Source organism: Dyadobacter frigoris (assembly GCF_005280585.1).
In the GTDB taxonomy this organism is placed as follows: domain Bacteria; phylum Bacteroidota; class Bacteroidia; order Cytophagales; family Spirosomataceae; genus Dyadobacter; species Dyadobacter frigoris.
This window is the reverse complement of the sequence record NZ_SZVO01000022.1, coordinates 18,471-36,396: the sequence shown is the minus strand read 5'-3', so window position 1 is coordinate 36,396 and position 17,926 is coordinate 18,471. Positions and strand designations below refer to the sequence as shown.

Below are 17,926 nucleotides of genomic sequence, written 5' to 3'. Positions count from 1 at the left end.
TGTGCATTCGTGGCTGGAAAAACAACCAGCGGTAAGTCATATTATAGAAAAATCCGCTGTGTTTTTTTGTTCTTGACATAGGTATCGTAAGCTTTCTGAACAGACGCAGATTCAGAAACTTCTGCAATCGGAACTTCCCACCAGGCATTGTAGCCTTTAACGGTACGATACAAACTGGTTTCAATATAAATTACCGTTGTTCTGGTATTGATTTTAGATTGCTCCAAAGCTTCTTCAAGCGAAGTTCTGTCCGTAGCTTTAATGACAATAGCACCCAGACTTTCCGCATTTTTTGCCAAATCAACTGGTAGGAAATCACCTGACAATTGTCCTGAATTTTCGTCGCGATAATTATACATTGTTCCAAAACGTTCACTTCCAATGCTTTCAGAAAGTCCGCCTATACTGGCGTAACCATTATTGTTCAAAAGCAAAATCGTGAATTTTACACCTTCCTGAATGGAGGTTACGATTTCATGATTATTCATCAGATAACCACCGTCACCACAAATCACATAAACATCCCGTGTAGGATCTGCCATTTTTGCCCCCAAACCCGCGGCAATTTCATACCCCATGCAGGAGAAACCATATTCCAAATGGAAATTTTTTGGATCTGTTGCGCGCCAAAGTTTATGCAAATCGCCAGGTGCACTTCCGGAAGCGTTGATCATCACATCACGACGGCCCATGAAATTATTTAACGTACCGATGACAATCGCCTGATCGATAGGAGGGACGGTGCTGTTTCCTTCAATATAAATCTGGGTAACTTCTTCATCCCAGGCGTGGTTGTAATCCGCTATTTTTTTACGGTAATCCGGATCAACTTCAAAATCGCCTAGCAAGCCGGAAAGTTCTTCCAGAATTACTTTTGCGTCACCGATCACGGGTAAAGCAGCATGTTTGAAAGCGTCAAATTCACTGATGTTTATATTGATAAATTTAACATCCGGGTTTTTGAATATTGATTTTGAAGCCGTTGTGAAATCACTGTAACGGGTTCCGATACCAATTACGACATCCGCTTCATTGGAAATTTCAATGGCGTATTTTGTTCCGGTTGCACCCAGGCCGCCGATGCTATACGGTTCATCAAATTTCACCGCACCTTTTCCGGCAAACGTTTCACCCACAGGAATTCCCGTTTTGGTAGCAAAGTCGTGAAGAACTTCATCCGCACCACTGTAAATAGCACCTCCGCCAGCAACAATTACCGGATTTTTAGAAGCGCGAATCCATTCGGCAGCTTTTTGTAAAGTTGACAAATCAGGACGTGGACGGCCTACATGCCAAACTCTTTTCTTAAATAAATCTTCAGGGAAATCGTACGCATGTGTTTGCACATCTTGCGGCATGGAAAGCGTAACCGCACCCATTTCAGCTTGTGAAGTAAGCACGCGCATCACTTCGGGCAAAGAATAAATCAGTTGCTCCGGACGGTTGATTCTGTCCCAGTATTTTGATACCGGTTTGAAACAATCGTTGACAGAAATATCCTGTGTGGATGCGCTTTCCAATTGCTGCAAAACGGGATTTGGCTCACGTGTTGAAAAAATATCTCCGGGTAATAACAAAACCGGTAATCGGTTAATCGTCGCCAAGGCTGCACCTGTGATCATATTCGTAGCGCCCGGACCAATGGAAGTTGTACAGACAAAAGCGCCAAGGCGATTTTTTAATTTAGCATAAGCCACGGCAGCGTGAACCATGGATTGTTCGTTTCGGGATTGATAATAACGGAAGTCAGGATTTTGCTGTAAAGCCTGACCTAATCCAGCCACGTTTCCATGACCGAATATTCCGAAACAGCCGCCAAAATAAGTTTCTTCAATACCATCGCGTTCGATGTATTGATTTTTTAGAAATGTTATGGTAGCCTGGGCTACGGTTAATCTTCTGGTCATGGTTTAAGAGAATATTTTTGATGATTTTTAAGAAGTGTTGGATCAGGGAATATTGGGTTTTTGTTATTGGAATCGGCAAATATTACGGTGCGCTGCACCTTGGGACCACGGTAGAATACGATATCTCACCTACAAATATTTGGGTGCTCTGCACCAGGTAATAAATGGTGCAGAGCACCCAAATATTTGTAGAAACACCAGCACCACCGCAATTATCGAAGGTGCAACGCACCGTAATAAATCCCATTGATTATCTTCTATATCGCACTAATATAAAAACTCATCCGCCTTCCCGACACACCCGAACAATTCAAATTTCTGTAACATGAAACGCTTATATTCTTCCATGAAAATCTTTCCGGGCGTTGTCGGTGCGAACTCGTCAGGATGATCACGGAAAAACTCACGGTTCACCATTGTCCATAATAAACGGGTATCTGTTGCTATATTAATTTTACAAATACCAAGCGGAATCGCTTTCAGGATTTCCTCTTCCTGAACACCTTTTGCATCCGTTTTAAGATTTCCTCCTGCTGCGTTAATTCGCGCAACAACTTCTGAACTGACATTGGAACCACCGTGCAAAACCAATGGAAATCCAGGTAAACGCTTTTGTATTTCTTCCAGAATATGAAACTGTAAACCTTGTCCGCCTGAAAATTTATAAGCACCGTGACTGGTTCCAACGGCAATTGCCAAACTGTCGCAACCAGTAGCATTAACGAAATCTACGACCTGCTGCGGATTGGTATAAGATGAATGCTCTGCGTCAACAGTCAAATCATCTTCCACACCTGCCAAAACGCCTAATTCAGCTTCAACACTAATTCCGTTAGCGTGTGCTCTTTCCACAACTTCCCTGGTTCTGGCAACATTTTTTTCAAAATTATCATGAGAAGCATCGATCATAACAGAACTATATCCACCACTTCCAATCGCGTCCCAGATGTGTTCTTCAATGCCATGATCCACATGGACAGCAAAAACCGTTTGCGGGTATAATCTTGCCGCCGACTGGATCATGGAAAGCAGCATATCCGCTTTCGCATAATCTCTTGCAAAAGGTGTTGTTTGTACAATAAACGGTGCATCCGCTTCCTGAGCCGCAGCAAATAAACCGTGTATTTCTTCCATGAAAAATACATTAACCGCAGGAATTGCATAACGGCCGTAACATTTATCAAAAAGTTGTTTGGTTGTTAAAAACATAAAATGTGAGTTATAGAATCGGCGAGATTATCTGCTAATCCTGTCTTACCAGAATACGCAATACAACGCACCAAGAATACCAAAAATCAGGATCGAGGTGATCATAAATCCGTTGCTTACCTTAAACATTGAACGGTCAATTTCAATCCCCTTTGGATTATTCTTACTCTTCGGATCAACCAGTGTTACCACAACAATGACTGCCACGAGAATTAAAAAGATAATTCCCATACGGTTCAAAAACGGTATTTCTTCGTACCAGAATTTAAAAGCTGTCGAAAGAGGGATTGTTAATAATGCAGCAACTAAAGCTGCTGTCCCCGTCGTTCTTTTCCAGAAAAATCCAAGCAAAAAAATCGCAAAAACACCCGGCGTGATGAAACTCGAATATTCCTGAATAAACTGATACGCCTGTTCCAAAACCCGAAGCTGTGGCGCGATTAACGCGGCGATGGCCATGGATGTCCAGATAGCATAACGTCCAACGCGGATCAAATGCTTTTCTGTGGCGTCCGGCTTGATATATTCTCTGTAAATATCCAGCGTAAAAATCGTAGAAATACTATTCGCCTTTCCGGCAAGTGAAGCCACAATTGCAGCCGTTAAAGCCGCAAATGCCATTCCTTTTAATCCGGATGGTAGCAAATCAAGCAAAACAGGATAAGCATGATCCGGCTTTACAATACCATTGGCATCAAGCATTTCTGTCTGGAACATGCCATTTTGGAAAAGTACATACGCCGCAATTCCCGGAATAACTACGATAATTGGAATGATCAGTTTCAAACCCGCAGCAAATAAAAGTCCTTTTCGCGCAGTAGGAAGACTGGCCCCCAGCGTGCGTTGGATAATGTATTGATTACAACCAAAATAATTCAGGTTATTGATCCACATTGCACCAATGATCACAGACAAACCAGGCAGATCTTTATAATAAGGATTATCCTGTTTCAGGATCATGTGAAAATGCGGTTCAGCTTGTGTTCTCAGGGTACCAAATGCGCTGAAAACATTTGGATTACCGAATTGTTTAGCCACAAGATCCATTGCCAGGTAAGTTGTTACCAATCCACCGGCAATAAGTACAACTACCTGAATTACGTCTGTATAACCAATTACTTTCATTCCTCCGACGGTAATAATGATAGCAAAAATCGCCAACGCTCCGATAGCCCAGTTAAAATCAATTCCTGCGGTAACTTCCAGTGCTAATGCTCCGAGATACAAGATTGAAGTCAGGTTAACAAACACATACAAAAGAAGCCAGAATATCGCCATCGTTGTAGCCACCACCGGATTATAGCGTTGCCGTAAAAACTGCGGCATGGTATAAATCTTGTTTTTTAGATAGATCGGAACAAAGAAAATGGCTACGACAACCAGCGTAGCGGCTGCCATCCATTCGTAAGATGCTATCGCCAAGCCGATTGCAAATCCGGATCCCGACATACCAATAAAGTGCTCTGCCGAAATATTGGAGGCGATCAAAGAAGCTCCAATCGCCCAGAATGTTAATGAACCTTCTGCTAAAAAGTAATCTGTGGAACTTGTTTCCTTGCTTGATTTCTTTTTGTAAATCCAAAAACCGTACGAGGAAACAGCAATAAAATAAATGAAAAATACGACGTAATCAAGCAAATGCAGGCCTTGTTTCATGGGGTTAGTTTAGGGTATAATCTGCTTACACCAATGTATGACTAATAACTTCTTCCAATTTCACCGGCCTTCCTTCTTGAAGGGATTTCATGGCAGCAATACCAATTGCCGTAGCCATCAATCCATCATGCGCGTCAACGGGAGAAGGTGTGTCATTGAGCACACAATTAACAAATGATTTCAGACAAACACGATACGCGGTTTCATATCTTTCAAGGAAAAAATGCAGCGGAAGCGAGATATGGCCGCCATCACTGTCGAAATGTACCAGATTATCAGCAGTATTATTCTCCGCTTTGGCCATTCCTTTTGAACCGAAAATTTCAAGGCGCTGATCGTAGCCGTAGACCGCTTTTCTGCTATTATCAATGACACCAATCGCTCCGTTTTCGAAAGTCAGCACGATAACGGCTGTATCAATATCACCGAATTCTTTAATTTCCGGATTGATCAAAGCGTCGCCTTTTACAAAAACTTCTGTCACTTCGGAACCCACGATATAACGCGCCATGTCAAAATCATGGATCGACATATCAAGGAAAATCCCACCTGAAGTTTTTAAATATTCGATAGGCGGTGGTCCCGGGTCACGGCTTGTAATTCGTAGAATCTGCGGATCTCCGATTTTATCGTCGGTCACAATTTGACGGACGTTGGCAAAGTTTGCATCAAAACGGCGGTTGAAACCGAGCATCAATTTAACACCATTTTCACTTACTGCTTTTTGCGCAGCATAAATCGCATCCAAAGTCACGTCAAGCGGTTTTTCACAGAATACGTGTTTTTTCTGATTGGCTGCGGCAACGGTGTACGGAACGTGAAAGGGAGTAGGAGAGCAGATGATAACCGCTTCCACATCCGGATGATTGATAACATCATACGCATCCGTCGTGACTTCTTCAACGCCCAGATTTTTAGCGAAAGCGTGCGATTCCGGCGAAAGGTCCGACGCAATAACTACCTCCGCACCAGGAATATGATGCAGCAGATTACTTAGGTGTATCTGCCCGATACGCCCCAATCCAATCACTCCGATTTTTAATTTCTTGGACATGTTTTTTAGGTTTTAGCGGTTGGCTATTAGCTGTTAGCTTTCGCCAATCCGAGCTTAGTTAGTTTCTTATTTCAATAGTTATGGTGTCAATTTCAATTATCCAGGAAAAGCCGAATGCCGATCGCCGGAAGCCAACTTAGAATTTCCTGTTCCACTCTTTCAACCACCTCTCAATTACCACTTTTGTTTGAGTGAAAAATTCTACTGCGTGGTTTCCTTGTCCGTGCAAATCGCCGTAGAAACTGTCTTTCCAGCCTGAAAAGGGAAATTGCGCAACCGGTGCGGCAACACCGATGTTGATACCGATATTTCCTGCTTCTGCTTCGTGACGGAATTTTCTGGCATTTAATCCACTGCTTGTGAAGATACAAGCCATGTTTCCGTAGCGACCGGAATTGATAAAGCGAATCGCTTCTTCGATCGTATTGATATGAACAAGGCTAAGCACCGGACCGAAAATTTCAGTCGCAGCTAATTCGCCATCCAGTGGAATATCTTCAATAATTGTAGGTGCAATAAAGTTGCCTTGTTCAAAACCGGGAACATTTGGATTCCGGCCGTCGACTAGTAATCTTCCGCCCTCACTTATTCCTTGTTCGATTAAATGGTTGACACGGTTTTTACTTTCAGCCGTAATCACCGGACCCATTTGCACATCATTTTCAAGTCCAAAACCAGTTTTACGGTTTTTCGCAGATTCAACCAGACTTTCCGTAATATCCTTATGTTCGCCAACTGTGATGATCGTTGAAGCAGCAAGGCAACGCTGGCCCGCACATCCGTAAACGCTGTCGATGACAATCTGCGTGGTCATATCAATATCTGCATCCGGCAAAACGATTACAGGATTTTTTGCACCACCTTGTGCCTGAACACGTTTTCCATGCGCGGCACCTTTGGAATAAACATATTTGGCAACATTGGAAGAACCAACAAAACTGATTCCTTTAATCACAGGATGTTCCAAAAGTGCATCTACAACTTCACGTCCGCCCTGAACAAGGTTAAGTACCCCTTTTGGCAAATCCAGTTTTTCCATCAAAGCGACGATTTTCGTCATCGTCAACGGTACTTTTTCCGAAGGTTTGATGATATAGCTGTTTCCGCAAGCAAGGGCATAAGGCAAAAACCAGAACGTGATCATACCCGGAAAGTTGAACGGCGCGATACACGCACATGGTCCAAGCGGCTGACGGATCATATACTCATCAATTCCTTTGGCAATATCTTCCGAAAATTCCCCTTGCATTAAAGCCGGCATTCCGCAAGCATTTTCCACGTTTTCAATCGCCCGGACCATTTCCGCTTTTGCTTCCAGAAACGTTTTTCCTGATTCAAGCGTGATCGTTTTGGCAATGTCGTCCAGATTATCTTCCAGCAATGTTTTCAATTTGAAAAGATACTGCACACGTTTCGAAACCGGTGTACTTCTCCATTCCTGAAATCCTTCATGCGCCGCCTGCGCCGCATCCGCCACATCCTGCGCATTTCCAGTCGGGACCTGCATCAATATTTCCTGCGAAGCCGGGTTCAATACGTTGGTGAATTCACTGGAATGACTAGCCACCCAGCGTCCATTAATATAATTCTGTAATTTCTCCATTATGATATTTTAATTAAAATCTAGTTATGTTTGGTAGGTTACACAGAGAACCACGGAGTTAAAAGGAGGGGCACAGAGTTCTTTTTGACATAGGGATTTACTAAATAAATCTCTGTGTCCCTCTTTACACCTCCGTGGTTCTCTGTGTAACCCTAAAACCCGCCTCGGCTTTCAACAAACTCAGTTACTTCGGCATAAGTTGGCATGAAGTTCGCGCAGCCTTCTCTTGTTACGATGATCGCTCCGCAGGCGTTTCCCATTCTTACGCTTTTGTATAAATCCCATCCATTCAGAATCCCGTAAGAAAAACCGGCGCAGAATGCGTCTCCGGCGCCTAGTACGTTTAATACTTCCACCGGGAATCCGGGAACTTTCACTTCTTCTTTTCCTGGTTGGAAAATGGAAGCTCCATCTTTTCCACGTTTTACTACCAAGGTTTCGACGCCTGATTTCAGGATTTCCTGGATGGCAGTATTGATATTACCTCTGATCTCAGGTGCTGAAATCTGCTGGTGTTTGATTAAAAGCTGCTCTTTGTCTGTCAGGTATGTCGCCAGTATTTCTTCTTCCGTTCCGACTACCATCGTAAAACTGCTTAACGCGGCACGAAGTGTCACACCGAACGCGCGGGGATCGTCCCATTGATCGGCGCGGAAATCGATGTCCAGAAGTGTTTTCAGATTATTCTTTTTTGCTACTTCCAAAGCGTAAAACATGGACGTGCGGCTTGGATCTTTGCTGAATGCGGTTCCTGAAAAAGCAACTGCTTTGAATTCTTCGAACGGAATTGCGTTAACGTGGTCGATGGTCAGGTTGATGTCCGCGCAGTTTTCACGGTAATAAACCAGCGGGAATTTATCTGGTGGTTCAATACCGAGAATTACAGCTGAGCTGCGTGTTCCTTCTATCGTCGGGATGTATTCGGTGGCGATTCCTTCTTCATCCAGAAAATGTTTGATAAAATTCCCGACCTGATCGTTTCCGATTCCGGTAAGTATTGCCGTGTTTAAACCAAGTCGCTGTGCGCCCGTTGCAATGTTTAGCGGACAGCCGCCTACAAACGCATTGAAGGCACTGATTTTTTCGAACGGACTTCCAATATTCGCAGAATAGAGGTCAATGGAAGAGCGCCCGATGGTTAAAAGATCGTGTTTAGGCATGGAAAAAAATGTTAGCCAGGTTACTTGATACCAGATTAATTCGTTTTCAGAAGATATTTATTTTGCGTTATTCATATCCAGCGTGACAATCGGAAGTCGTGGATCCTGACCTTTCCAGGAACCATAGATCCAGTCATGATCCGGGTCAGAAGTATTGGCGAGTGACTGATCGCTGCCAGCCAGAAAGTTCAGATAATAAACATTATAGCCATGCGCCGCCGCTACGGGATGATATCCTTTTGGTACCAAAACCGCCTCATTGTCATGTACGCGCACAATTTCATCCAGCGATCGGTCATCCGTGTAAACCTGCTGAATGGCATATCCCTGTGGCTTGTCAATTTTGTAAAAATAAATCTCTTCCAGATTTGCCTCGATCAGCGTTCCGTCCGCAGCTACTTTTCGCTCGTCATGTTTGTGAGCAGGAAAAGAAGACCAGTTTCCAGACGGCGTATATACTTCTACGCAAACAATTTTATGACAGTCGAACCCCGGTAGCAATAAGCTGTTAATCTGGCGGTTCGCATTGTCTCCGCCGCGAAATTCGATGGCGGCTTCTTCCGGACGTTTCATATAAGGCGGGTGATCTTCGTCGGTTGCAACCCAGCAAATCGCTATGTCCGTTTTATCCGTTTGAGCTGTTAATGTAAATTTCGTATTTCTCGACAAATACATCGCGTGACCTATTCCGCTGAAAACATCTTTGCGTCCGTTTCCCGTTTCCCAAACTCCCTGATCGGTTTCTACTTTGAAATTTCCACCCAATAACGCGATGCAATATTCGTAATCTCCCGTGTTCAGTGTATATTGTTCGTTCAGGTCAAGAACTTTCGCTTCAAAGTTTAGATAAGTCCAGCCGGCTTGTTCGCTTGTAAGGGAATGATAGGTTTTTTGATCGGTTTTTGGTTTTACCAGTAGGTCGCTCATTGTTGCTTTTCTATTACATTTGCACAATGATAGCGTGGTATAAATTAAATACAAAGTGTAAATATGTTTATAACGAATGCAAACGTTTGAAAAAATTTTAAATATTTAATTGTAATTATCCTACTCATGAATTCGTCCCGTCCGGTTACTATCAAAGACATTGCCCGCCGCTTCCGTTGTTCTCCTTCCACGGTGTCCAGGGCACTCAATGATCATCCGGCAATTAATGAAGACACCCGAAAAAATATCCAGGAGTACGCCAAAGAGGTTGGTTATCAGCGCAACGAAGTGTCTTTGAGCTTGTTGAATAAGAAAACAGCCACGTTGGGTGTTGTGGTACCAACCATCGGAAATTACTACGAAACAGCTGTAATAGAGGGACTTCACACGGTTTTGCAGCCATTGGGTTATACGCTTAATATTTGCGTGACGAACGAAAATTACCTGCTTGAAAAAGAATATTTGTCAAAACTGCTGTCCAACCGTACCGAAGGAATTTTCCTTTCCGTTTCTCAGGAAACATATGATTCAGGCTATTATGAGCATCTTGAAAACGTAATCCAGCGAAAAACCCCGCTCATTTTTATCGACCGTGAATATGAAGATTTTGAAACGAGCCGCGCCACGGTTGACGATTACCACGGTGCATTCGCAGCCGTAGAACATCTGATTACGATTGGGTATAAAAATATAGCACATCTGAAAGGTCCTAACGGACTTACGGTTTCCGAACAGCGTTTCAAAGGATATCGCGATTGTCTGAAAAAGTACGGTGTGTCAATTCGTGAAGAATTGATTATCAACACAAATTTCCAGGTTGAAAGCGCGATTGTACCCACAAAAAGATTGCTGGATTTGGACTCGCCGCCCGATGCGATTTTTGGTGTAAATGACCAGGTAGCGATAGGAGCCATGCGGGTTATTCTGGACCGTGGACTGAAAATTCCGGGAGATATCGGTATTGTTGGTTTTGATAATTCGCCGATCTCTGCTTATACCTATCCGTCACTTACAACAATCAGCCGCCCGGGAAGAAAGATTGGAATGGAAGCTTCCCGTTTGTTTTTGAATCAGTTGAATGGTTCAGGGGATTTTGTGCATGAGAATATTGTGTTGCCTACGGAGTTGATTATTCGGGAGTCTTCGTTGAGGATTTCGTAGCTTTCTGATAATGATGTTGGAGGGGAAATAGCTCGATAGAGCTTCCTGTTTATAGAAAATATTCGAAAGTCACGGTGTAGCTTGGCTCCGTAGGAGCCTTCTGTATGGCGATGAAATTATATTTCCTGGAGGGGAGCGGGGACTCCTATGGAGTCGGGATATCATCATGTGGATACTACTTTTCTATAAACAGGTGACGGTTATGCCGTCCTGCCTATTCCTTGTTCCTTCAATTAGTATTATTAGTGAAATATATTTTGATCACGTCACATTCCTTTGGTAAACACTTTGTATTACATTTTTCAAAATATAATACGTGGCGGATCGACTCCATCTGATAGAAGGATGGTAAAAGTCAATAACAATTTTATTATTCCATATAAAATAATTGATATCATGCCCAGAGTTAATATAGGTCGGAGCTGAAAATAAATCTTTTACTAAGTCGGAATAACCTAACGAACAGATGATAATATCTGGGTTAATTTCAGTTACTTGATCTATAATTAAGGATTTGCTCCATTCAATTATTTCTTTTAAATCTTTGTAATCGGATTGACTAGTACCTGCTATCTTTTTTACATTAAGAAATGCAATACTTTTTAAGGAAAGTTTTTTCTTTTTGTCATCGATGGTTTCAATAGGAGGAAAGTCATTTGCTATTCCGTAAGCCCATTCGGAAATACGATGTGCAAATCTGTATTTTAATCCTTCATTCCACCAAATTTTGTAATCGCCATTCAGCACTGTATCGGCCATTTGATTATGTTCCTTGCAAATGAAAAGAATTTTGGGATTCTCCGAGTCGTAAAGATCTCTGTTGATAATACCATCTTTAATGATTGAATCAGAATACTTGGTAGCATATTGATTCTGAAAAGCTTCAAAATTATGCATAGGTTTAAGGCGAGTTTTAGATATTTGTAATGTACTATATATATCTGGAACTACAATCCTGACTATATTAGTCAACAAATTTTAAATCCAAGGTTGAGGAAGTAGATTTCCCCGTGACATAAATTGGGGTGTTAAACTTTAATGAATAGAGTAAAAATTTAAATTAAAAGTAAAAATTGACCCCACAACTCACCCACAACTACAAAATCGGCCACGACACCTTCATCCACAGCTTTTCACCAACCCAAAATTTCGGTGTAGCTTTTGAGGATGATATGACAACCGGCTTTTTCTACGCAATCAATAAATCAGAACAGCCGGAAGTTTTGGATGGGCTGCATATTTACAATGTTGCCGATATCACTGAAAAAACATTGCCTACGGAACTGCAAATCGGTTGGAGTGAGGATGGCTGGATTGCTTTTTTGATCATTAACAAACACTATCACGCCATTTTTGATTTTGGCCTGAGAGCCGGATATTGCAGAGATGGTTTTCCGGAAAATACCGGGGACTGGGCTTTGGTTAATGAAAGGCAGCTTACGGAAGAAATAATGGCGAAATATTTGGTGCCGGATGAAAAACGCTCCTGAAAAATAGTTTACATTTTCTTGTTTCGGATTGTCTTGTAGTCCCGAATATTATTTTGAAATATGATTGTACAATATCCCGATATCTCAGATATTAAAAGTCTGGTCGATAAATTTGTATCAAAAACTCTTCCGGAAGAAAAATGGACACATTTTGCTCATCTTACGGTCGGTCTTTGGTTTATCTCAAACTATGGTTTGCAGGAAACCTCAGTACTGATGCCGGCTTACATTGCAGACTATAATGAGTCATTAGGAAAGGAAAATACAGATTTCAGTGGTTACCACGAAACGATTACGCAATTCTGGATCTGGCTTTTGGATAGGTATTGGAAACAGGTTAAAGAAGAAAAAACTTTGTTGCATGCAGTCAACGATTTGACAAATAGCCCTTACGGAGATCCATCCAATTTCCTGAAATTTTACAGTCGGGAGCTAATATTTTCGGTAGAAGCAAGAAGAAAATTTTTAAAGCCCGATATACATCATTTTGATTTTCAGTTGATTCTGTAAAGTGCGGGTTTGGGGCTGATATTTAAGGCTATTTTTAGGACGCTTTGAAAAAGTCTTTTGATAATTCACATCTGTGGAAATACAGACCAAGGATTTATGAATAAATTATTTAAAACTGGTCTGAGATTTTAATTGATATCCGGCATATTTTTTCTAGGAAAGCCAGTCCAGAAATACCTTCTGGATTTTCCAACCATTCGCTGTTTTGTGAACAAGAATGACGTAGCCAATACCACACTTCGGGTAACAGAGATATGTTCCGTTTAAAATCCCATTTTCCATATTTTCGTCAAACTGGATCCGGGAAAATGCCAGGCCAACATGATAAATCGTTTTGCCATTCTCCGTAGTTAGATTTTTTTCAAGTGCAGATTCTGCAAGAGATTTAAAATGATATCGTTTATCCTGAATGGTCGTTAAGTCTAATTTGTGAGAAGTCAGATTTTTATTTAATCTGATTTTTAGGCCGTTCCTTTTAATGAGCATATTCACAGTCTTAGTATCCTGATCGCTAATGGGTTTAATGGCAGTCGATACTGAAACATCAATTTTTTTAATGACTTTTTCTGTTTTAACAATTTCCTGGGAGGATTTTGCGGAGATTCCATTTTCGCGAGACGTGCTATGCATTTGCTGATAACCTTGTAATAGAGGCGGATTCAGGTATAATTCAGGATCTTTGTAAACCGAATCTACCAGATTAGGCAGGAGCGTTGCAAATACTTCTCTTTCAACATTCAATCCCTCATTTTCTTTTGTACAAGAAAATGAAAATGCGGTTAGTGCGGTAAAGACCAAATACTTTAAAAGACTTTTCAAGATATCCGGAGGGATTTGTAATGGTGAAGTCTGGTTTAACTTATCCAATTTAATCATAAATGTGCATGGATTTAGAATGTCTACAAGTCGGACCTATAATTTCTACAAAGATTTCACACGATCGATTTGTCATTTACAATATTTACGTAGATTAGTAAAAACTCTCTTTCTCTTCTAAAAATGATGTCTATCTCCACCAAGCGCTGCCTTTTGTGCCTGACTTTGCTATTGGCTGCCATGCAATTAAATGCTGCACCGCCTCCGATTTATCCTTATAAATGTTTTATTAAAATCCGGGGGAGCAAAACACTGGAAAAAGGATATTTATATTCAATTTCCGATTCTATCATTTTCATCGCCAAAACCTACAAAAAGCTTCTGGCCGCTGATAGTCTTCCTGATGTGCTGTATAAATTTCCAATTAGTAACCAATTAATCCAGATATGTGTCCGTAATCGTTCTGCGGGATCTGTCGGAGGTTTTGCAGGTTTTGGAACAGGCCTTGTAATTTCTCTTTTGGCAACAAAAAACGTATCTACGGATATCGAAGGTGCATTTGTTTTGGGTTTGGTTGTGGTTCCGCTTGTTTGTATAGGTGCTGCCGTTGCCGGAGCCCTAGTCGCCAATGCGAGTTCCATTGCAGTTTACAACCATGGGTATTCGTCTGAGAAAGCACTGGTGGAAGTCAATAGTTATTCTTATGTCAATTGGATTGCCAAAAAGAAAAAGAAATGAATTTTATTCAAAATAAGGAAGGTACAAGCTTTATTCATTCCTAATGATGATGATTTATCTGACAGCGCAACAAAAACCGGCATCAGTAAGTATTAATTTGTAATATGTCCACAAGTTACTTTATTATAACTTGCAACCGTTTTGTAACGGTATTGCTGAAAACCAGCCATTTTTTCGCCAAAACATAAACCATCAAAATATGATCACAAAACTTTTTCCCTGGATAGACAAACTTTTTCGCGATACAGATAGAGAACATATAAGAAGGACCAGGAATATCAGGTTAATTCCCGATTTTAAAAATAGGAGAGGCGGTAAATTGTCTTATGCAGAATGGGCACACGTTATCGGTATTTTTCAAACGATTATTTATCAAAACCTCGAACAAAAATCAGGAAATAAAATTCTTGATATTGGCTGCGGAACCGGTTTGTTAGGAATATCTTCGGAGCCTTTTGTGTCCGAAAATGGTGAATATACGGGAATTGATATCATGACCGATGATATTAATTTTTGTAAAGAGCATTATAAATCAGATAATTACAAATTTATCCATTTGGATGTTGCCAATCCAACTTACGCCAGCGATCAGTCTGTAATATTAAAGTCGTGGCCGATTCAGGATGAGTCGCAGGATCTGGTAACGGCACTTTCCGTTTGGACGCACATGAGTGAAAAGGATGCTATTTTCTATTTCTCAGAAATTCATAGAGTTTTGAAAAAAGGTGGAAAAGCAATAATTACTTTTTTTCTGCTGGATGAAGAATATGAAAACTCTCTGGGAAAACGCAGTGACGAACCCGGAAGATTTCACTTTACAACCCAAAACGGCTGGATTTTCGATTTGTCGGCTTACGGCTCGGAAAACTGGTTTACCTTAAAAACAGCTAAACATCCGGAGGATGCTATTGCTGTAACAAAAGAAGGTCTTCGTATTCTTCAGGAAACATCCGGTTTGAAACTGGTGAATTATTATCCTGGAAACTGGAAAGAAATTCCTGGGGTATTCTTTCAGGATATTTTGATTTTTGAGAAATAGGAACATTTCTTGCCGTTATTGATTTGATTTTTCCGGCTTCATTTTGGATCCAATGACCCGGGATTTGGATACTTGTTCATTGGAGATTTCATGCATTTTTGTAATGTAAAATTAAATGATCAGAAAAGATGAAATCTCCTTTTATTTCTGAACAATTGCATGTCTCCCCCAATTATTTGAGCGATATGTTGCGGTCCCTCACGGGACAAAGTACGCAGCAGCATATCCACAACAAACTGATTGAAAAAGCAAAGGAAATATTGACAACCACTTCTTTGTCTGTCGATGAAATTGCTTATCAGCTTGATTTTGAGTATCCGCAGTCTTTTAATAAGTTGTTCAAAAACAAGGCAGGGGTTTCACCTTTGTAATTTTGGCAGTCGTTTAATTGAGAGTTTCATGTATGTTGTTTTGTAGGATCAAAGTAATTTAAAGTGTATTAGAGGTTTCATTGTAAGGAAACTTTTGCTATTTTTGTTTACACACACCTACAAAACGTTAATGCATAATTTTGAAATCAAATTTATGGAGGATGCTCGCCAGTTCCTTCTTAGTCTTGATAAAAGGCACTCAGAAAAAATAATTTACAACATTCGTAAGGTTCAAAACCAACAGGATTCCGGGCTTCTTAAAAAATTGAAAGGGGATATTTGGGAATTGAGGACACTTTACGGAGGAATACAATATAGACTTCTTGCATTTTGGGATAAGACTGATTCTGATAATACCTTGGTAATTTCTACCCATGGTTTTATAAAAAAGCAAAGCAAGGTTCCTGATAAAGAATTAGAGAAAGCCAAGCAATTAAGATTGGATTACTTTGACGATAATTCAAAAAACAAATGAAAACATATACATTAAACGAAGTTCAGGATGAAATTCTTGGAAAGGTTGGTACCTCTGACAGGGATAAATTCGAATTCGAATTACAAATGGACTTGATAGGTAAGGCTATAAAGCAAACAAGACACGAACGTCATTTGACTCAGGAAGAACTTGGTGCACTTATTGGTGTACAAAAGTCCCAAATTTCAAAACTTGAAAACAGTGCGGGAAATGCAACGGTTGATACTTTAATCAGGGTATTTTCTGCACTTAAAGCCAAAGTGAAATTTCAAATTGAATTGCCGGATACCAAAATTGATTTGGAATATTAAAATTTTATGACTGAAATCAACATCCGCCCCGCCACAACCTCCGACCTCCCAACATTACTGCGCTTCGAGCAAGGCGTCATAAACGCAGAGCGCGCTTTTGATAACTTAATAAAACCGGATCCGGTGTATTATTACGACATTGAGGAAATGATCAGGGCTTCGCATATTGAAATTCTGGTTGCTGAAATAGATGAAGAAGTTGTGGGTTCGGGTTACGCCCGTATCGAACCAGCACGGCATTTTTTGAAACATCCTCTGCACGCATATCTGGGATTTATGTATGTCGATCCGGCGTATCGGGGCAAGGGAATTAATAGTAAAATTATTGAAGGTTTAAAAAAATGGGCTGTTTCCCAAGGAATTTCAGAATTGCGGCTGGATGTTTACGACGGCAATTTACCGGCGATTAAAGCCTATGAAAAAGTTGGATTTACTCAGCAGCTGATTAATATGCACATGGAAATTGGTGAAGATTAGAATTATTTCTACCTTAAAACTTTCTATTTTTTTATATCAAAAATCATATTATGAAATCAACTGTACTTTTAATAGCTGGATTATTAATTTCAATTATTTCCTTTGCCCAGCAAGCCGCGTCTGATACCTGGTCCAATGTGACACAAGCATCGGATGACCGGTATACAAATCCTAAAAAACCACTATATGCCGGGCCGAATGGCTGGTATAACTTTGGCGAAGTGCGTGCAGAGGGAAGTACAAATACGACATTGAAATTTGCTTACAAAGGTGGTTTTAACGAAACGATGGGAATGTTTGTCCTTGTGGATCAGGGAAAACTGCAAACTTTCACGCTTGATTTCGGAACGGCCGAACCGGCAGCCGGTACCTACCAAATCAGCAAAGAAGGAAATACGGCTCAAAAGAAAGTAGCCGTTTCGTTTTCTGATGTGGCTAATAAAAAAATAAAGGACTGGTCTGGTTCAGATGGTTCCGGCTCAGTAACGGTTTCAAAAATAAATGGATTTTTGTATTTCAAATGCCGGAATGTTGTTTTAAATGCTAGCGGAGTGTATAATGAAGGGAATTTTAAACAGTCATTGAAAATAGGTATTGAAGGTGCAGTCAAATTATAAAATTGTTATTTATTTAAAACAAAAATCTCCCCTTCAAAAGAATTTGAAGGGGAGATTTTTTTGAGGGCTTTTTCAATCAAAAAAACCTTCCTGATGTTTTGTCAGAGACGAGGCCTGGTCAAGCGTAAGACCGAAATGACCGGCGGGTAATTGTCCGGGATTTGAACTAAGCCATTCATCTGTGTTTGGGGGGCAGTGTACTTCACGAATTGCACCCGGTTGAATATTCATTCGCAATGCGGTTAGCCAAAAACAGGCCGATTTTTTTCGAGCTATCTTCAATACCAGTTTTGTTAAATTTTCTGAAATAGTAAATACACCGATAATTTCAAATCATTTTCAAGGATTAACGAATATTAATTGTATTTATATTCTTATTCATAGCATAAAATAAATTTTCTTTCC

General features: G+C 40.7%; 19 protein-coding genes and 1 pseudogene. 10 read left to right on the top strand and 10 right to left on the bottom strand.

All coding sequences use genetic code 11. The annotated features are described in order from the left end of the window. Positions 1-41 precede the first annotated feature (41 nt). From iolD to iolB, 7 genes are all read right to left on the bottom strand, one after another. The gene (gene iolD, locus FDK13_RS31250) at positions 42-1,907 is read right to left on the bottom strand and encodes a 3D-(3,5/4)-trihydroxycyclohexane-1,2-dione acylhydrolase (decyclizing) (protein WP_137343955.1); all 1,866 of its coding nucleotides are present in this window, start codon (positions 1,905-1,907) and stop codon (positions 42-44) included. 267 nt (positions 1,908-2,174) lie between these two features. Beyond that, complete coding sequence (locus tag FDK13_RS31245; protein WP_137343954.1) at positions 2,175-3,116, bottom strand: class II fructose-bisphosphate aldolase; 942 nt, start codon at positions 3,114-3,116, stop codon at positions 2,175-2,177. Positions 3,117-3,161: 45 nt separating this feature from the next. Further along, on the bottom strand, positions 3,162-4,772 hold the full coding sequence (locus FDK13_RS31240) for a sodium/sugar symporter (protein ID WP_137343953.1): 1,611 nt from the start codon (positions 4,770-4,772) through the stop codon (positions 3,162-3,164). Positions 4,773-4,797: 25 nt separating this feature from the next. Then, the gene (gene iolG / locus FDK13_RS31235; RefSeq protein ID WP_137343952.1) at positions 4,798-5,826 is read right to left on the bottom strand and encodes an inositol 2-dehydrogenase; all 1,029 of its coding nucleotides are present in this window, start codon (positions 5,824-5,826) and stop codon (positions 4,798-4,800) included. Between the two features lie 136 nt (positions 5,827-5,962). After that, positions 5,963-7,429 carry a CoA-acylating methylmalonate-semialdehyde dehydrogenase gene (locus FDK13_RS31230; protein WP_137343951.1) on the bottom strand — a complete coding sequence of 489 codons (1,467 nt, stop codon included), beginning with the start codon at positions 7,427-7,429 and terminating at the stop codon, positions 5,963-5,965. A 152-nt stretch (positions 7,430-7,581) separates the two neighbouring features. Then, entirely contained in the window at positions 7,582-8,589 is a 1,008-nt protein-coding gene (gene iolC, locus FDK13_RS31225; protein WP_137343950.1) for a 5-dehydro-2-deoxygluconokinase, read from the bottom strand. Between the two features lie 57 nt (positions 8,590-8,646). Further along, complete coding sequence (iolB, locus tag FDK13_RS31220) at positions 8,647-9,516, bottom strand: 5-deoxy-glucuronate isomerase (protein WP_137343949.1); 870 nt, start codon at positions 9,514-9,516, stop codon at positions 8,647-8,649. A gap of 126 nt (positions 9,517-9,642) precedes the next feature. Between iolB and FDK13_RS31215 the strand changes: the two genes are divergently transcribed. Further along, positions 9,643-10,677 (top strand): LacI family DNA-binding transcriptional regulator, encoded by a 1,035-nt coding sequence (locus tag FDK13_RS31215; protein WP_137343948.1) that lies wholly within the window; start codon positions 9,643-9,645, stop codon positions 10,675-10,677. Between the two features lie 261 nt (positions 10,678-10,938). Here the strand turns inward: FDK13_RS31215 and FDK13_RS31210 are convergent, their stop codons facing one another. Continuing rightward, on the bottom strand, positions 10,939-11,574 hold the full coding sequence (locus tag FDK13_RS31210) for a hypothetical protein (RefSeq protein ID WP_137343947.1): 636 nt from the start codon (positions 11,572-11,574) through the stop codon (positions 10,939-10,941). 176 nt (positions 11,575-11,750) lie between these two features. On the opposite strand from FDK13_RS31210, the gene FDK13_RS31205 reads away from it, so the two are divergent. Continuing rightward, positions 11,751-12,167: a DUF2251 domain-containing protein gene (locus FDK13_RS31205; protein ID WP_220417473.1), complete on the top strand. Its 417-nt coding sequence runs from the start codon at positions 11,751-11,753 to the stop codon at positions 12,165-12,167. 60 nt (positions 12,168-12,227) lie between these two features. Further along, on the top strand, positions 12,228-12,677 hold the full coding sequence (locus tag FDK13_RS31200; RefSeq protein ID WP_137343946.1) for a hypothetical protein: 450 nt from the start codon (positions 12,228-12,230) through the stop codon (positions 12,675-12,677). A 153-nt stretch (positions 12,678-12,830) separates the two neighbouring features. Here the strand turns inward: FDK13_RS31200 and FDK13_RS31195 are convergent, their stop codons facing one another. Next, positions 12,831-13,553 (bottom strand): hypothetical protein, encoded by a 723-nt coding sequence (locus FDK13_RS31195; RefSeq protein ID WP_137343945.1) that lies wholly within the window; start codon positions 13,551-13,553, stop codon positions 12,831-12,833. 123 nt (positions 13,554-13,676) lie between these two features. Here FDK13_RS31195 and FDK13_RS31190 point away from each other — a divergent pair, with 123 nt between their 5' ends. The 7 genes and pseudogenes from FDK13_RS31190 to FDK13_RS31160 all read left to right on the top strand — a co-directional run bounded on the left by FDK13_RS31190 (position 13,677) and on the right by FDK13_RS31160 (position 17,521). Beyond that, positions 13,677-14,231, top strand: a complete 555-nt coding sequence (locus FDK13_RS31190; protein ID WP_137343944.1) for a hypothetical protein — start codon at positions 13,677-13,679, stop codon at positions 14,229-14,231. A gap of 199 nt (positions 14,232-14,430) precedes the next feature. Further along, on the top strand, positions 14,431-15,270 hold the full coding sequence (locus FDK13_RS31185) for a class I SAM-dependent methyltransferase (protein WP_137343943.1): 840 nt from the start codon (positions 14,431-14,433) through the stop codon (positions 15,268-15,270). A gap of 140 nt (positions 15,271-15,410) precedes the next feature. Next, positions 15,411-15,641, top strand: a pseudogene (locus FDK13_RS31180) (helix-turn-helix domain-containing protein); the annotation flags it as partial. A gap of 130 nt (positions 15,642-15,771) precedes the next feature. Then, positions 15,772-16,116 (top strand): type II toxin-antitoxin system RelE/ParE family toxin, encoded by a 345-nt coding sequence (locus FDK13_RS31175; RefSeq protein WP_137343942.1) that lies wholly within the window; start codon positions 15,772-15,774, stop codon positions 16,114-16,116. Further along, entirely contained in the window at positions 16,113-16,427 is a 315-nt protein-coding gene (locus FDK13_RS31170) for a helix-turn-helix domain-containing protein (protein ID WP_137343941.1), read from the top strand. The genes FDK13_RS31175 and FDK13_RS31170 overlap by 4 nt, the downstream gene beginning before the upstream one ends. A gap of 6 nt (positions 16,428-16,433) precedes the next feature. Next, the gene (locus tag FDK13_RS31165; RefSeq protein ID WP_137343940.1) at positions 16,434-16,904 is read left to right on the top strand and encodes a GNAT family N-acetyltransferase; all 471 of its coding nucleotides are present in this window, start codon (positions 16,434-16,436) and stop codon (positions 16,902-16,904) included. A 50-nt stretch (positions 16,905-16,954) separates the two neighbouring features. Then, positions 16,955-17,521: a hypothetical protein gene (locus tag FDK13_RS31160; protein WP_137343939.1), complete on the top strand. Its 567-nt coding sequence runs from the start codon at positions 16,955-16,957 to the stop codon at positions 17,519-17,521. Positions 17,522-17,593: 72 nt separating this feature from the next. Here the strand turns inward: FDK13_RS31160 and FDK13_RS35610 are convergent, their stop codons facing one another. Beyond that, positions 17,594-17,752, bottom strand: a complete 159-nt coding sequence (locus FDK13_RS35610) for a hypothetical protein (RefSeq protein WP_170982963.1) — start codon at positions 17,750-17,752, stop codon at positions 17,594-17,596. Positions 17,753-17,926 lie beyond the last annotated feature (174 nt).

Coding starts and splice junctions, on each gene's coding strand:
- iolD (WP_137343955.1), bottom strand. CDS start 1,907: ATGACCAGAAGATTAACCGTAGCCCAGGCTACCATAACATTTCTAAAA.
- FDK13_RS31245 (WP_137343954.1), bottom strand. CDS start 3,116: ATGTTTTTAACAACCAAACAACTTTTTGATAAATGTTACGGCCGTTAT.
- FDK13_RS31240 (WP_137343953.1), bottom strand. CDS start 4,772: ATGAAACAAGGCCTGCATTTGCTTGATTACGTCGTATTTTTCATTTAT.
- iolG (WP_137343952.1), bottom strand. CDS start 5,826: ATGTCCAAGAAATTAAAAATCGGAGTGATTGGATTGGGGCGTATCGGG.
- FDK13_RS31230 (WP_137343951.1), bottom strand. CDS start 7,429: ATGGAGAAATTACAGAATTATATTAATGGACGCTGGGTGGCTAGTCAT.
- iolC (WP_137343950.1), bottom strand. CDS start 8,589: ATGCCTAAACACGATCTTTTAACCATCGGGCGCTCTTCCATTGACCTC.
- iolB (WP_137343949.1), bottom strand. CDS start 9,516: ATGAGCGACCTACTGGTAAAACCAAAAACCGATCAAAAAACCTATCAT.
- FDK13_RS31215 (WP_137343948.1), top strand. CDS start 9,643: ATGAATTCGTCCCGTCCGGTTACTATCAAAGACATTGCCCGCCGCTTC.
- FDK13_RS31210 (WP_137343947.1), bottom strand. CDS start 11,574: ATGCATAATTTTGAAGCTTTTCAGAATCAATATGCTACCAAGTATTCT.
- FDK13_RS31200 (WP_137343946.1), top strand. CDS start 12,228: ATGATTGTACAATATCCCGATATCTCAGATATTAAAAGTCTGGTCGAT.
- FDK13_RS31195 (WP_137343945.1), bottom strand. CDS start 13,553: ATGATTAAATTGGATAAGTTAAACCAGACTTCACCATTACAAATCCCT.
- FDK13_RS31190 (WP_137343944.1), top strand. CDS start 13,677: ATGATGTCTATCTCCACCAAGCGCTGCCTTTTGTGCCTGACTTTGCTA.
- FDK13_RS31185 (WP_137343943.1), top strand. CDS start 14,431: ATGATCACAAAACTTTTTCCCTGGATAGACAAACTTTTTCGCGATACA.
- FDK13_RS31175 (WP_137343942.1), top strand. CDS start 15,772: ATGCATAATTTTGAAATCAAATTTATGGAGGATGCTCGCCAGTTCCTT.
- FDK13_RS31170 (WP_137343941.1), top strand. CDS start 16,113: ATGAAAACATATACATTAAACGAAGTTCAGGATGAAATTCTTGGAAAG.
- FDK13_RS31165 (WP_137343940.1), top strand. CDS start 16,434: ATGACTGAAATCAACATCCGCCCCGCCACAACCTCCGACCTCCCAACA.
- FDK13_RS31160 (WP_137343939.1), top strand. CDS start 16,955: ATGAAATCAACTGTACTTTTAATAGCTGGATTATTAATTTCAATTATT.
- FDK13_RS35610 (WP_170982963.1), bottom strand. CDS start 17,752: ATGAATATTCAACCGGGTGCAATTCGTGAAGTACACTGCCCCCCAAAC.